General features: G+C 34.6%; 15 protein-coding genes and 1 riboswitch. All 15 genes read right to left on the bottom strand.

Going from position 1 to position 15,931, the window contains the following annotated elements; genetic code table 11:
- Window positions 1-42: 42 nt before the first annotated feature.
- Window positions 43-1,443 (bottom strand): aldehyde dehydrogenase family protein, encoded by a 1,401-nt coding sequence (locus RTW14_RS05995; RefSeq protein WP_312648799.1) that lies wholly within the window; start codon window positions 1,441-1,443, stop codon window positions 43-45.
- Window positions 1,444-1,465: 22 nt separating this feature from the next.
- Window positions 1,466-2,572 (bottom strand): SLC13 family permease, encoded by a 1,107-nt coding sequence (locus tag RTW14_RS05990; protein ID WP_312648798.1) that lies wholly within the window; start codon window positions 2,570-2,572, stop codon window positions 1,466-1,468.
- 3 nt (window positions 2,573-2,575) lie between these two features.
- Window positions 2,576-4,099: a Mur ligase family protein gene (locus RTW14_RS05985; protein WP_312648797.1), complete on the bottom strand. Its 1,524-nt coding sequence runs from the start codon at window positions 4,097-4,099 to the stop codon at window positions 2,576-2,578.
- 33 nt (window positions 4,100-4,132) lie between these two features.
- Entirely contained in the window at window positions 4,133-4,846 is a 714-nt protein-coding gene (locus RTW14_RS05980) for an aspartate/glutamate racemase family protein (RefSeq protein WP_312648796.1), read from the bottom strand.
- A 29-nt stretch (window positions 4,847-4,875) separates the two neighbouring features.
- Entirely contained in the window at window positions 4,876-6,081 is a 1,206-nt protein-coding gene (locus RTW14_RS05975) for a carboxylate--amine ligase (RefSeq protein ID WP_312648795.1), read from the bottom strand.
- Window positions 6,082-6,144: 63 nt separating this feature from the next.
- Window positions 6,145-7,260, bottom strand: a complete 1,116-nt coding sequence (locus tag RTW14_RS05970; RefSeq protein WP_312648794.1) for an ATPase — start codon at window positions 7,258-7,260, stop codon at window positions 6,145-6,147.
- Window positions 7,261-7,355: 95 nt separating this feature from the next.
- A complete protein-coding gene (ribH, locus tag RTW14_RS05965; protein WP_312648793.1) occupies window positions 7,356-7,817 on the bottom strand; it encodes a 6,7-dimethyl-8-ribityllumazine synthase in 462 nt (153 codons plus the stop codon).
- 52 nt (window positions 7,818-7,869) lie between these two features.
- Window positions 7,870-9,072, bottom strand: coding sequence for a bifunctional 3,4-dihydroxy-2-butanone-4-phosphate synthase/GTP cyclohydrolase II (locus RTW14_RS05960; RefSeq protein ID WP_312648792.1), 1,203 nt, complete (start codon window positions 9,070-9,072; stop codon window positions 7,870-7,872).
- A 30-nt stretch (window positions 9,073-9,102) separates the two neighbouring features.
- Entirely contained in the window at window positions 9,103-9,753 is a 651-nt protein-coding gene (gene ribE, locus RTW14_RS05955; protein ID WP_312648791.1) for a riboflavin synthase, read from the bottom strand.
- Window positions 9,738-10,850 carry a bifunctional diaminohydroxyphosphoribosylaminopyrimidine deaminase/5-amino-6-(5-phosphoribosylamino)uracil reductase RibD gene (ribD, locus tag RTW14_RS05950; protein WP_312648790.1) on the bottom strand — a complete coding sequence of 371 codons (1,113 nt, stop codon included), beginning with the start codon at window positions 10,848-10,850 and terminating at the stop codon, window positions 9,738-9,740. Before ribD ends, ribE begins: the two co-directional genes overlap by 16 nt.
- Before the next feature lie 217 nt (window positions 10,851-11,067).
- Window positions 11,068-11,181: riboswitch (FMN riboswitch) on the bottom strand.
- Window positions 11,182-11,230: 49 nt separating this feature from the next.
- Window positions 11,231-12,100 carry a DUF975 family protein gene (locus RTW14_RS05945; protein WP_312648789.1) on the bottom strand — a complete coding sequence of 290 codons (870 nt, stop codon included), beginning with the start codon at window positions 12,098-12,100 and terminating at the stop codon, window positions 11,231-11,233.
- Window positions 12,101-12,287: 187 nt separating this feature from the next.
- The gene (locus tag RTW14_RS05940) at window positions 12,288-13,409 is read right to left on the bottom strand and encodes a 4-hydroxybutyrate dehydrogenase (RefSeq protein ID WP_312648788.1); all 1,122 of its coding nucleotides are present in this window, start codon (window positions 13,407-13,409) and stop codon (window positions 12,288-12,290) included.
- Window positions 13,410-13,456: 47 nt separating this feature from the next.
- A complete protein-coding gene (locus RTW14_RS05935) occupies window positions 13,457-14,773 on the bottom strand; it encodes an acetyl-CoA hydrolase/transferase family protein (RefSeq protein WP_312648787.1) in 1,317 nt (438 codons plus the stop codon).
- 30 nt (window positions 14,774-14,803) lie between these two features.
- Complete coding sequence (locus RTW14_RS05930; RefSeq protein ID WP_312648786.1) at window positions 14,804-15,073, bottom strand: hypothetical protein; 270 nt, start codon at window positions 15,071-15,073, stop codon at window positions 14,804-14,806.
- 109 nt (window positions 15,074-15,182) lie between these two features.
- Window positions 15,183-15,931, bottom strand: a 749-nt coding sequence (locus tag RTW14_RS05925) for a 4-hydroxyphenylacetate 3-hydroxylase C-terminal domain-containing protein (RefSeq protein WP_312648785.1), incomplete at its 5' end; no start/stop codon positions are given.

The following is a 15,931-nucleotide window of genomic DNA, read 5'->3' as shown; positions in this document are numbered from 1 at the left end:
TAAAAAAAAACGCATCTTTAATCTAAGATACGTTTTCACCTTTTACTTTAGAAACTTTTTTACTACCCTTAACTTTTTTTCGCTAAATGGAGGATATACAAGAGTATTATTAAATCTTGCAGATTTTTTTAATACTCCTTTTTTATGACAGAAAGTAATAAAGCTTTGTTCACCATGGTAACTTCCCATGCCAGCACCACCAACACCGCCAAATGGCAGCTTGTAATTGGCAATATGCATAATTGTATCATTTATGCAGACATTACCAGATGAAGTATCACATAGCAACTTTTCCCCAACCTTGTTCTTCCTTGTGAAAAGATATAAAGCCAAAGGTTTTGGCAACTCCTTAATCTTGTTTATTGCTGCATCTAAATCACTGTATTTTATAATTGGAAGAAGTGGACCAAATATTTCTTCCTGCATTATTATAGTATTAAACGAGTCAATTTTTAAAATTGTAGGCTCAATATATCTGGTTTCCTCATTACTATGTCCACCAAAAATAATATGTTCTTTTTCCTGATCAATCAAATTTGTGATTCGTTCAAAATGTTTTTTATTAATAATGCGACCATAATCATTACTTTTTTCAATATTTTTTCCATAATATTTTTTTAATGCTTTCTTCATTTGTAAAATAAGTTCTTCTTCCACTGATTCATGCACCATCACGTAATCTGGGGCAACGCATGTCTGACCTGCATTTAACGTTTTCCCCCATATTATTCTTCTGGCAGCTTCCTTTATATTTGCACTTTTATCAACTATGACAGGGCTTTTCCCACCAAGTTCAAGGGTCACTGGTACTAGGTTTTTCGCAGCTGCCTCCATTACAATTCTTCCCACTGCTGAACTGCCCGTAAAAAAGATATAATCAAATTTAGCATTTATTAGAGAGCTGTTTGTCTGCATAGTTCCTTCTACACACATTACATAACGTTTTTCAAATGTATCTTCTATCATTTTTCTTATAGCTGATGAGGTATGCACTGCCATTTCTGGAGTTGCTAAGAGTGCCGTGTTTCCTGCGGCTATAGCTCCAATCAAAGGCTCTATAAGAAGCTGAACTGGGTAATTATACGCTCCTAATATAAGAACTGTTCCATAAGGTTCACTTACTACATAGCTTTTTGATGGTAATAGGTATATAGGGGTATGCTTTTTTACTGGTTTAGCCCATTTCTTCAGATTTTTTATCATATAAGAAATACTGCCATATACAAATCCAATCTCCGTTATATAAGACTCATTTTTATGTTTTCCTAAATCCTTATACAGGGCCATAGAAATTTCTTTTTCATGTTTTTTGAGTCCCTTCTTTAACGCCTTTAACTGTCTGATACGGAAATTTATATCTTTTGTAACATTAGTATTAAAATAATTATGCTGATACTCCAAAATTTTCTCTACATCATTTGAATTTAATTCCATGTAATTCATTTCATATCCCCTTTCAAAGGTTTTATTGAATAACTGCTACAACTATTAATATAACTAAGAATAGTAAATTTATAGCTGTAAAAATGACTAAATAACGTTTTTTATCTGAATTCTTTCTTTGAGAATAAATTTTAAAGGATATTAAACTGGCAAGGGAGGCTATTAATGTTCCCAGTCCACCTATGTCCGTTCCTAGAATTAAGGCTTTATGATTTTCAGTAAAAGATGAAAGCATTACAGCTGCAGGAACGTTACTTATAATCTGTGACAAAGCAATAGCAGCGAATAATTCTTTTCCCTGTATTATATGTGAAATTCCTCTTCTTATCATTTCAACTTGTCCTATATTGCCAATAAATATAAAGAAAAATACAAAAGTTATAAGCAAAAAATAATCCACTTCTTTTAGCAAGCCACTATCCAATATTAAAACACCTATAAGCACTATTGTAAGCATGATTCTATAGTCCAGAAGCCCAACCACAGTAAAAATGCAAAGTAAAAAAAGAACTATATATGAAACCATCTTGGTTTTACTTTCTATATTAGCCTCTACATCAAAGACTATATTTAATTTTTGGCCCCTCACCACTAACATCATTATTACAATTAACATAAAGCTCAGAAGGGTTATTGGAAAAGTAATCTTTAAAAATTCTATTACAGTCAAATCAAAATATGAAAACAAATACAAATTTTGTGGATTTCCTACAGGCGTAAGCATGCTCCCTAAATTGGCTGCTATTGTTTCCATTACTACAATAAATATAATTCTTTTCTCACTTAAAAAATCTAAAACAGCCAGCGTAAAGGGTACCATCGTAAGCAATGCCACATCATTTGTTACAAGCATGGCTATAAAAAAACATAAAATCACAAGAATTAAGGAAATGAATCTAACACTGCTTCCTCTTTTTAAAAGTTTTTGAGATAATACTTCAAACGTTCCTATTCTTCGAATCCCTGCAACTACAGTCATAAGAGCAAACAGTAATGCAATTACTTTGAAATCTATGTATTCCTTATATTCTAACGAAGGAGGTACGAAAAGAGCTGACAGCATAGCCGCCAGCCCTGATACAACAAACACTGTTTCCTTTTTTAATATATTAATCATTTTGTCTTTCATTGCTTACTTGTCCTTCAAAAACTCCTGAACATATTCTACATCTGAAGGCGTATCAATATAATTTGTACCTCTCTTTTGTCTCGTTTCTCGGCCTTTACCTGTTACAAGTACTACAGTGTCTCTGTCAGCATCAGCAATGGCCTGCCTGATTGCTTCTTTTCTATCTGTAATAATTGAGCATGTACAATCATGCTTCTCAACATGTTTAGCAATTTCTTCACAAATTTTCATAAGAGGTTCTTCGCCAGCATCTTCCTCTGTAATGAAAACATGATTTGAATACTTACCTGCTAAATCTCCAAGTTCACGTCTTCTTGCAAGAGCCTTCTTTCCAGGGCACCCAAATACTATGGAAATTTTCTTGTTTGGGAATTCTCTCTTCATAGAAGCAAATAAAGATTCAAAGCTCATTTTATTATGAGCATAATCTACTATTACATATAAATCTTTACTAAGATTAGTATAAACTTCCATTCTTCCACTAACCTGAGCCCTTTTCAAGCCTGCATGTATATTTTTTAGAGGAATATTTAACGCATACGAAATAGCAATTGCTGCTAGCGCATTTGACACATTAAACAAACCTGGCATATTAATTTTAAATTCCTCATCAAAACTATCTGAGCGGGCATTAAATGTTATGCTATTTCCACTGGTAGAAATATTGTATCCATAGATACCAGCCTTTTCATTAAGTCCAAAGGTTACAACTTTTTTGCACTGATTAGCCGCATCCATAACTCTTTCTACATGATCACTGTCTAGATTTACACAAGCAGTTTCGCACTGATCAAATAATTTCAACTTAGACTGAAAATAATCTTCGAAATCACAATGCTCCGCATCACTTATATGATCCTCCCCTATATTTAAGAAACATCCCACAGCATATTTAACGCCTAAAGTCCTATGATATTTTAATGCCTGACTGGAAACTTCCATTGTCAAATAATCTATTTCAGATTTTACCGCATTATTAAAATGCTTATGCAGATCTAACGTCTCCGGAGTTGTTAAATGAGATTCTTCATTTAATATTCCATCATAGTTATCAATCCCTGAAAGAACCGCACTTTTAGGCTTCTTGATTTCCTTTAGGTAATCGTCTAAAATAGCCTTCATAAAGTAGGTAGTCGTAGATTTGCCTTTTGTCCCAGTAATACCAATAATATCTAATTCCTTCCAGACCTGATTATAATACATATCTGAAATATAAGCCATTGCCTTCCTTATATCATTTACAATAATATAAGGTATATTTCGTTCTGTTTTTATCTCTGATAGGTCATACTTTTGTTCACTTATATATGCAAGAGCTCCTTCTTTAATAGCACTCTTCAAATACTCTACCGAAAAATGTGTTCCTTTACAAATAAACAATGTTCCAAACTTTACATCCATGGAATTGTAAGATATATATCTTACAAACTCTTTCAGTTCTGATTCTTCTGCATTTGTTTCTACTAATATATTCTTTTCTTTTAATAACTCTATATACTCTCTTAAATTCTGTACTCTATTTGACACTTACCTGCCTCAGCTTTCCACTTTTTAATCATTTTATTTTAGTTTTTTATCACACAATACGATAGCCCTTTCTGCCAGGACTTCCATTGCATCTACATAAAAATCAGATAGTTTATTCATTTCTTTAAAGCAGGAAAGCTCTGTACATGCCATAAGTACACATTTGCAGCCTTCCTCTTTCATCTCTTTCTCAATTTCATAAAAATCCTTCATATCAATAGGATTTCCATCTTTTATACCATCATAAATTATTTTCATGACTCTTGCTTGATTTTCTTCTGATGGCACCACTGCAGTTATACCTAACGCTTTGCATTCATTTTGATATAGCTTCGTTTTAATGGTTCCATCCGTAGCCAAAATTCCAAGTTTGAAATTCTCACCATACCTGCAATATACTGACATAGCGGCTTCCTTAATCATATTGACAATAGGAATGTTTAGATTTCTTTGCAGCCTGTCCACTAAAAGGTGGGATGTATTACAAGGTATTGCTATGTAGTCTGCTCCACCTACTTCTAAAAATTTCGCATCATGTAAAAGCTTATGATACAGTTCTTCCACATCTCCACTTTTTATTGCTGTTGTACGGTCCGGTATGCTTGCATGGTTTAAAATAATCATATTCAAGTGATCTTGATCACAATGGGCTTCCGTTTTATCTATGACCATTTTATAAAAAAGCTGTGTCGCAAGAGGCCCCATTCCACCTATTACACCTAAAACTTTTTGTCCTTTTTCCCTCATTAATAAATTCTCCTAAAGTTTCTGCCTACCTATTTTCCAAGATATTTTTTAAACTTAACGTAATGTCCCATCTGTGATTTGAATAATTTAAATCTTCTTCCTAAATTATTATCTGGTGCATAGAATAGAGGATTTACCCATTTTCCTGCTGCAAATAACTCTCTCATTTCTCTCTTATATTCTTCAGGTTTAATATAAGTGAATGCTACTTTTTTAGGAACAACCAACCATAAATTCTTGTTTCTAACGAAGTTCTCTTTAAGTGTTTTGTTCTCAATATAATCTTCTACTAAACACTTTGCCACATTTGCACCAGCACCTGTAACATAGAAATTGCTTCTGCCTTGTCTTGTGTTTATTTCGAATACTTTATATTTACCGTCTCTAGTATCATATTTAATATCAAAGTTTGAGAATCCTATATAATTCATGCTTTCTAAAAGCTGCTTAAACTGTGCTTCTACAATCTCGTTATGTTCTGTTATAATGACTGCATGGTTACCTATTCCATGAGGTGTATGCTCTTCTAAGAGAACATGTCCCAAACACATCATCTTCACTTTACCATTCTTATCTGAATAGTTAGTAAGAACCCGCATAAAAGTATCATCTCCAGGAATAAAGTCCTGAATAATAATAGAATCCTTATAACCAGCATCATAAATATCATCTAAAATAGCATCTAATTCTTGTCTTGAATCAGCCTTATATACCTTTTTCTGAGTAGCAAAAGGATGTCTCCAATATTCAATTCCATTAGCAGGCTTTATAATAAAAGGTGCTTTGAAAGGCAGCTCAAAATTATGACCTAATTCTTTTTTGTGAACAAATGTATTAGGATAATCTACACCAATTTTTTCACACATTTCGTAGAACTTTTCTTTATGGATTAAATTATTCATCATATCAATATGAATATATGGTGCGATAACATTCTCAGGGAGCTTGTCTTTATTTGCACTAATCAGTTGTACATAGCTGTCACCACAACCGATTAAAAGAATCTGCTTATCTTTATGTTCTTCTGCAAATCCAAGAACAAGTTCCAGGAAAGTATCCTGTTCATCTGCTTTTGGATTTGCATTATAATTCATTATTTTACTTTTGAAGCATGGGCCTGTTGGGTATTTACCATATACAAATGGTTTTATACTGTATTCCTCATGAAAAGCTCTTGCTACACTATATACATTAATATCCCCTGCAAAAAGCAATGGAATAAATTTGTTACTCATCTTTTGTTCTCCTTAATTGCTTGTGTATATCAAAAAGTATGTTACCCTTAATTATACATCTTATTACCCTATTTTAGCAATAATTTCATTCCTTAATTCATCTATTTTTTTAAAATCCATGTTTGGAATATAAAAACTTTCAAGATAATCATGCTCTTGCTTCGCCAGTTTTAAACACTCAATTCCATCGGAAATCAGTTTATCCATGCTATCAGAATTATTTTTAATTAGCTTCTCTAATTTTTCTAACTTTCTTCTTTCAATCATCTCATTCATATCTATATGAACGATTTCCGGATTATTTTTTCCTTCTTCATCTGTAGCAATTTCCCACGGTTCAAGGTCATGATATTTGTTCACACTTATAAATGCAACTCCAATTTCAGGTACTAACAGATGCTCAATTTTGCTTTCAGGCCGCATAGGACAGTAATACAGTTCTACGTCAAACCCTCTATATATAACACTTTCTGAAAATACATTAAGCAAGCTGGTTGCACAAAGGCCTACAGGACTGCTTATTATATATATCTTTTTATATCCATTAATCAGACTTTTTATGTAATGGGTAATTCCCATTGGTGTAATGGCACTAGCAAAAAATTTCTTAACATTACCTGGATTTAAACAGAGTTCTTTATGCGCAAGTTCATTTCCTACAATTGTAGCTGTCATCTTATAGACTTCAGCTCTTTCTATGGCAGTATCATACATGGCTGCAATGTTTTCATAAAGCTTTCCTGCTGCTGCAAAATAGTTGTATGCATATTGGAACATGCTCTTGATTCTTTCATTAGTTTCTATTACTGCCATCTTGTTTTCTCTAATTCCTCTTTCGTTCCAATAGTCGCCTAAATGTATAATTTGATCTACTGCCCCTGGATTCACAGGATCTACCACATGAGGACTTGTCGCATCTATGAGCGCTATCCTTCTATTTTTTAAGACCACACCATCTAGAGAATTGTTATCTGAAGAGCAATGCATGAAATCTACATCTTCTCCTCTTTCCAGATAAGTCTCACCTATTTTTTTCATAAATGTAGACTTACCTACTCCTGGACCTCCCTTTATGCAAATAATCCGATTTGCCTCGCGCTGACCTAATATGTAATTATAATAAGAATAAAAACCTTCAGTTGTATTATTTCCCGGATAAATATGCCTTTCTACAGCCACAAAAAACCGCCCCTTTCAAATTACTACTCTCGCTATAATATGAAAGAAACGGTTTAAATGTTCCGAATTTGTATTTGCTATGTTTGTTCAATATTTTAAAACTGCTGCATAAGATTGACCATTTCAATTGCCCCAAGTGCACAATCGTATCCCTTATTGCCAGCCTTTGTACCTGCACGTTCTATAGCTTGTTCTATATTCTCTGTAGTAATAACACCAAACATTACAGGAATACCAGACTCAAGCCCCACATGAGCAACGCCCTTTGATACTTCATTACAAACATAATCATAATGAGTAGTCGTACCTCTAATAACTGCTCCTAAACATATCACTGAATCATATCTTCCTGACTTAGCCATTTTAGCTGCCATAAGAGGAATTTCAAAGGCTCCTGGCACCCACGCCACTTCAATATTATCTTCTTCCACATTATGCCTTGTCAGTCCATCTACCGCACCCGATAGCAGCTTAGAAACAATAAATTCATTAAACCTTGCAGCGACAATTCCAACTTTAATGTCTTTAGCTACTAATTTTCCTTCAAATACTTTCATTTTTATTCTCCTTTTGCGTTGTAATTTAACATATCTTTAACTAATAAAATTCTTAGTGGTAACTCAATATATGCCCCATTTTTTCCTGTTTCGTCTTCAAATAAAACCTATCATACGGATTTGCCTCAATCTCAATGGGAACTCTTTCAGAAATATTTACACCATATTTTGAAAGTTGCTTAACTTTATCCGGATTATTTGTCATTAGTTTTACATCCTTTACTCCTAAATCCTTCAAAATCTGAGCTGCTATAGAATAATCCCTCAAATCTTCTTCAAATCCAAGTGCAAGATTCGCCTCTACTGTGTCCATTCCTTTATCTTGAAGTGCATATGCTTTTAGTTTATTTATAAGCCCGATGCCTCTGCCCTCTTGTCTCATATAAAGCATCACTCCGCAGCCTTCCTTTTCTAATTTCTTCATAGCAGCATCATACTGTTCTCCACAATCACATTTAATAGAACCTAGCGCATCTCCTGTTAAACATTCAGAGTGAACTCTGCAAAGCACAGATTCTCCGTCTTCTATATTCCCCTTTACAAGAGCCACATGATGCTCTCCATTAATTTTATTTTCATATCCATAAGCTATAAACTCACCATATTTCGTAGGCAATTTAGTGGCTACAACTCTTTCCACAATTTTCTCTGTGCATTTTCTGTATTCTTTCAGTGCTTCTATGGTTACGAATACAAGTCCATGCTCCTGCGCAAATTCCTTTAATTCAGTAGTTCGCATCATTGTTCCATCTTCTCTCATAATTTCGCAGCATAATCCACACTCTTTTAGACCTGCAAGTTTTATTAAATCAATGGTGGCTTCCGTATGTCCCTGTCTTTCCAAAACACCATAAGTTTTAGCCAATAATGGGAACATATGACCAGGCCTTCTGAAATCTTCTGGACATGCGTTTTCTTCCACTGCTTTCATAGCCGTAATTGATCTTTCAACCGCTGATATTCCTGTAGTAGTATCAATATGATCTATTGATACTGTAAAAGCAGTTTCATGATTGTCAGTATTCTTTGAAACCATTTGGTGTAAACCTAGTTTACCAACCATATCTTTGCTCATAGGCATGCAGATTAATCCTTTTGCATGAATTGCCATAAAATTAACATTCTCTGTAGTGGCAAATTCAGCTGCACAAATTAAATCTCCCTCATTTTCCCTGTCTTCAGCATCTGTTACAACAATCATTTTCCCTTGTCTAAGAGCTTCTAACGCTTCCTCAATTGTATTATATTTAAACATTTGTCTATCCTCCATTATTAAAAATAAGTATTAAAATCCGTTCTTTTCAAGAAATCCCATATTTATTCGACTTTCATTTTTCTGATTTGGATTCTTTGTTACTAAGAATTTTTCAATATATTTTCCAATTATATCGTTTTCAAGATTGACTACATCTCCAACTCTCTTGCTCAGTAATGTGGTTTCTTTTCCTGTGTGTGGTATTAGTGAGACTTGAAAACTATCATTACTTACTGTTGCTACCGTCAGACTTACACCGTCTATTGCTATTGAGCCTTTTTCAACAATATATTTCATAATCTCAGGTGCGGTAGAAATCTTTATCCAGGTAGCTATTTCATCTGGTATTAAACTTACAATAGTTCCCGTTCCATCTATATGTCCAGAAACTATATGACCTCCAAACCTGCCATCTGCAGCCATGGCTCTCTCTAAATTAACTATGCTTCCCGATTTTAAATTTCCCAGAGAGCTTCGTGAAAGGGTCTCTCCCATTACATCTGCTTCAAATGTATTGCCACTAAAACTACAGACTGTAAGGCAGACCCCATTAACTGCTACACTATCTCCAAGATGTATTTGATTAAAAATTTCATCTCCTTCAACAATAAGTCTGGATGAATTTCTTCCTTTTAAAATTGACTTAATCATTCCCTTTTCTTCGACTATCCCTGTAAACATTTATTCACCCCTTTAAAAACTTCATGCTCAATCAATATATCTTCTCCCAAAATAGTAATTTTTCTATTTTTCAGCATAATTGCAGTTTCCGGGCTTTCCACACCCATACCTTCCACTGCAGTTATAGCATCTTTTCCTCCGAAAATCTTAGGTGCCACATATGCAAATATATAGTCCACAATACCCTTACTTAAGGCTTCATAATTTAATGTTCCTCCACCTTCAAGAAGTATACTGTCTATTCCTTTTTTCCCAAGCATTTGCATAAGAATATTTAGATCAATATGATCTCCGCTTCTAGGGATTTGCAATACAATACAGCCAGCCTCAGTAAGTTTTTTAGTTTTTTCATTATCTAATGTTGCTGTAGCTATATATGTTTCTATATCCTTTGCAGTATTCACTATCTGACATTCCAAAGGAATTCTTAGATTCGTATCACAAATTATTCTTTTAGGATTTTTAGTATTTGGAAGTCTGCAATCCAGCCTAGGATTATCTTTTAGCACTGTTCCTATACCAACCATAATAGCCATATATTTATGCCGTAACTTATGCACATGCTCTCTGGCCGTTTCTCCTGTAATCCATTTTGACTTTCCTGTATAGGCTGCAATTTTGCCATCCATTGTCATAGCATACTTCATAGCCACAAATGGCTTTTTTTCTCCTATGTAATGAAGGAAAATTTTATTTATTTCATTGCATTCTTTTTCCAAAACTCCTGTGGTAACCTGAATGCCTGCCTGCTTTAGAATTTCTATACCTTTTCCCGCCACAAGAATATTTGGATCTTTAGAACCCACTACTACTCTTGAGATTTTATTTTCCATAATAGCTTCTGTGCATGGTGGTGTTTTTCCATAATGACAGCATGGTTCTAAAGTAACATATATAGTTGCTCCCTCAGGTGATTCGCTGCAATTTGCAATTGCATTTCTTTCTGCATGCAGCTGTCCATATTTTTCATGAAAGCCTTGTCCAATTATATTTCCATTTTTTACAACTATTGCTCCCACCATAGGATTTGGATTTGTCCACCCTTCTGCTTTTCTGGCCAGCTCTAAAGCCATCTGCATATATTTTTCATCTGTCAATCAATTCATCTCCCTGATTTATCATTGTTATATCCTATTCAAAAAAAATGCCTTGGATAAAACTCCAAGGCATTTTTATTATGCTTATATCTTAATAACATATACTCATAATTTATTTGCAAGCTTAATAAATATTTTATATTGATTTCTAAATAATAAAAAACTCTGAAATGATAACATTTCAGAGCATAATAATCAAACGCAATATAAAACTTGCACTTATCTTCTTTCATCCAGACTATACTGTCGGCTTCGGAATCACACCGAATCTGCCTTGCGGCTCGTGGGCTTTACCACCGGTAGGGAATCACACCCTGCCCTGAAGACATATTATTTAATTTTCCACTTCATATTAACATAGTAATTTTTTAATGTCAATATTAATTTTCTCTAGTTTCTTCTGTAGTATGTACTTCTCCCTCAGTGTTATATGGTACTTCACTAAGCTTAGAAGTTTCTCCATCAAAACTCATTGGACTAGCTTCAATAACTCCTGGCAGTAAATTGCCATTAGCAAGTTCGTAGAATGCAACTCCAGCAAGACACATATAAGGCATTAACCAGAAATATGCTATACTTCCAATTAACGACCCCATGCTTTTTAATGAAGGCGCTGCAAAAGTAAATATTGTTGATAAAATTCCTGTAGGTATAGCTGCTAAAATTGCCCATCCAATAAAACTGAACTCCATGCAGAAAAACTTCAACTTGTTTCCAATCATTATTCGTTTACTTTCAGATATACATTGCATAATCCCATATTCAGGATGATCTGCCATAATTAAGAATGATTGACTATACCTATAAGCAGCTATAATTGCAGGAATACCAAGTGGAAGTATTAGGAGAAAAAATATTTTTTTCTGTGTAATTAATGCTGCTATTATTGGAGCTATAATCCATAGGCCTATAAATACACACATAACTATATAAAGTCCAATCACCTTAAAAAACTTTTCAAATCCATAGAAAACCTGTGCAACTTCACATTCTTTTCTTCGGAATAAATTTAAGCAGAATATGGAATATCCTACCGTGAATGGTGCTGTAACTAAAAATGTGTACAAGCCAGACAAAAGTGATACACCATCTTCCCCACCAAAAATAATATCTAAAATAGTTGCTGGTACCATAAGTGCAATCATATACACTGCAGTTGCTATAACCGCTAATTTCCATTTTCCTTGTAGCGACACGCGCGCTAAAGCCCTGATATTTTTACTAGTTTCTGTTACAATATTTTGATTCATAAACTCTTCCCTTCTCCTCTTTTATTTCTATATTAGTTGTATCCATCATACCCTCGATTTTCCATTATACAATTTGCCAGTGATCTTTTCAAGACTTTTCCATAGTAAAATCTGTATTTTATATTTTGGGCACACAAAAATGGCCAGAATTCAAGTTTTTCTGGCCATTTTAATATCAATTTGTATTTTAATATAAATTAGCAAAGATTTCTCTAATTTCTTCATCAGTTAAGAAAACATAGTTATTACCAAGTAATCTCTGTTGATTTTCAACGGTCATCTTTGTAAATTCGCCAATCTGAAGTTCCGACATCCCATATTCTCTTAGGGGCTTCTTGGCAATTAACTGATTTAAGAATTTCTCTAATTCGTCATAAACATTCTTAACATCACATCCAAGTATATCTGCAAAGATTTGATTTGCTTTGGCAATCTTTCCATCAGGTGCTTTCCTCATATACATTTTAAAGACTTCTGTAAAGAACTGATAATTAGCTTCTCCATGTGGTACATGAAATGCTCCGCCAATTGAATAAGATAATGCATGTACAGCTGCACATCCAGCATTACCAAATGCAATCCCTGCATAATTGGAAGCAAGAAGAAAGTCTTTTAAGTAAGGTTTTCTTGCATCAGCCGTGTTTCCTGCTGCAAGAACTTTCTTATATCCTTCCATAATCATTTCTATGGCTTTCAAAGAATACATTTCTGTGAAATCTGAAGCCTTAGGTGATAAGTATGATTCTATTGCATGAATAAGTGCATCAATCGAACTTGTTGCAAATACCTTATCTGGAAGTCCCTGTAAACTTTCAGGAACTAAAGCAGCCATATCAGCATAGGTTTCTTCAACCGCAATCCCCTTCTTTGTCTGTAGGGATTTCAATTCCGCTATAGCTACATTGGTTACCTCAGATCCAGTGCCACAAGTAGTTGGAACTACAATTAACTGTTTAATTTTTTTAGGAGTAACTTTTCCTGTAAAAAGATCAACTGATTTTTTAGGAACATCAAGTGATAAAACCTTGCAGATATCAACAATGGTTCCTCCACCAAATGCAATAATTCGATCATAGTCATATTTTTGCATTTCGTTGGCCATTGCATCGATCATTTCATCAGATGGTTCTCCCATCCCATACTTTTCTTGGTAAATAACATTCGTATCTAAACCAAGCGGTGCAACATATGGATTATACATCCATTCATTGGTTACTAAAACATCTCTTTTACCAATTTTAAACTCTTCATTAAACTCCTTAAAAGTATCAAAATAAAATACTTTAGGTACTACTCTTAAAGCCTGCATAAGATTACCTCCTTAGCTAACTCTTTGTATGGCATGTCAGTATTAGTTTAGAACTGTGCGTTAAATCTCTTTTCAAATTCTTCTTTTAGTTCATCTCTAAATTCGGGATGAGCAATGTTTATAAGCGCTCTAGCTCTATCTTGAAGGCTTCTGCCTTTCATTTCTGCAATACCATATTCAGTTACAATATAATCCACATCATGTCTATTTGTTGTAACAGCTGCCCCATGATCAATAAACGGAACAATTTTAGAAATCATAGTTCCATCCTTCTTCTTAACAATTGATGGCATAGCAATGATAGCTTTTCCCTTTCCGTCAAGAGACATAGCTGCACCTCTAACGAAGTCCACCTGACCACCTACACCAGAGAACTGTTTTGTTCCAATACTGTCAGATACCACCTGTCCCATAAAGTCTACCTGTAAACAAGCATTAATGCAAACCATTTTCGAACATTGGGATACTACAACAGGACTATTTACATAGTCAACAGGCCGCATTTCCAGCATAGGATTATTAGCTGCAAAATCATACAGCTTCTTGGTTCCCATTAAGAAAGTTACTATCATCTTTCCCTTATCAATAGATTTTTGTGAGCAGTCAATAACCCCCGCTTCATAAAGATCTACAACACCATCAGAAATCATTTCCGAATGTATACCTAAATGTTTTTTATCTTTAAGTTGTGACAATACAGCATCAGGAATAGCCCCTATACCAAGTTGTAATGTGGAACCATCTTCAATAAGCGAAGCGCAATATTTACCGATTTTAGTTTCAACATCACAAATATTAGGCAGTACCATCTCAGGTAGAGGGTGTGAGGTTTCAACAAAAGCATCGATTTCACTAATATGTACAAACGTTTCCCCATAAACAACTGGAACTTGATCGTTGACTTCAGCCAATACTATTTTAGCAGATTTTATAGCCTGCATCGTATAGTCACAAGAAACGCCTACTGAGCAAAAACCATTACGGTCAGGTGCTGATACCGCCACCATAACTACATCAATTGGGAATATACCCTTTCTTATGTAGTTAGGAACTTCATGGAAATAGACCGGTACAAATTGTCCATGCCCTTCCGCTATGGAACCTCTCGTACTTGCACTAGAAAACCATCCTTCGAATTTAAAATGTCCCTTATATTCAGGTTTTGTATATTGACCTTTGCCAAGCGTAACCATATGAGATATTGTTACATCCTCATAGTTTTCTGCATTTGCTACCATTGCATCTACCAATATTGTTGGCTCTGCTACGCAATGGGCAAATACTACTCTATCACCGTTTTTAATTCTCTGTACTGCTTCATCAGCAGTACATTTTCTACTTTCATAAATTTCTTTCCAGTTCATCTTTGGGATACCTCCATCTTTTTCATCTTTTTAAAACTCTAATTCTTTAATTACATTTGCGATTTTTTCAATATGTGTTTCTTCCCACATTTTTATAACGCCTTCTTTTGTTTTAAATTGTTCATAAGAAGCACAGCAATTTGTGCAGCCCCCAATTACAAGTAATAAATCATACAAAACATTTTCTTCTGCTATAACAAAATCAACTTCACCTTTAAACTTTTCCTCTAGAGTTGCCAGTGCCTTACCTCTGTCATATCTTGGATTGCAACCCCCGCAAAATCGAATGCCACACTTCAAATTGTCTACCTCCATGAATAATTATCTATTATTTTTTAAAATAAGCCGCACATAAAAAGACTGGGCGACTTACTAAAAAACTAGTTATTTGTTGCAAACTTAAGTCTGCTTATTTAATTCCTGCAATTGCTTTAGCAAGTTCTTTCTTGGCATTAATATTGCCCTGACGGGAAATCATGATTCTCTGAGCCTGTGGTGATCCTGCTCCATGCATGGACTCAGTTCTATAGCCTACTGCTGATGAACCAAGACAGATGTTTTCTAAGAATCTTAAGACTCTCATTCTTTCTTCTGTTGTGCATGTTGGTGCTGCTGCAAAGTACTTATTGCATACATCCCCTATGGTTTCTCCATTCTTCCCTACTACTGTCTCTGACTTAAAGTCTGCTTCTGCTGGCATAGTTACCATCAGTCCTCCAGCAATATCTTCTGCCAGTCTTACGATTTCATATGGGAATCTTGTTACGTTCTGCTTACATACGTTGGCAAGCAGTAAGTCAATCTGATAGTTTCCTGCTGCTGTTGGATAGCCTTCTGCTGAACATGCTATGCCGCAGCAGTATAATGTTTCATTCAGATGAGTCATTTCTATCAGTTTATCTTTTACATGTGATGCTTTCTGTGCTCCGTTGTAATCTGCTGCCAATGCCGCTGCTCCGATTACTACATCGCCTACCCCAACCTTACAGCCTCCATATGACTGTCTGTGGTATCCTGCAAATCTTTCTACCATCATTCCTGCAAAATCATATTCTCCGCAAAGGAAGATTCTGTCCTTTGGAATAAATACATCATCAAACACTACTAATGCTTCCTGTCCTCCGAACTGCTTGTTTCCAAGGTCTACATCTGCCCCTT

The organism is Aminipila sp., assembly GCF_032051575.1.
In the GTDB taxonomy this organism is placed as follows: Bacteria; Bacillota; Clostridia; order Peptostreptococcales; family Anaerovoracaceae; genus Aminipila.
This window is presented reverse-complemented; position numbering and strand designations above follow the sequence as displayed.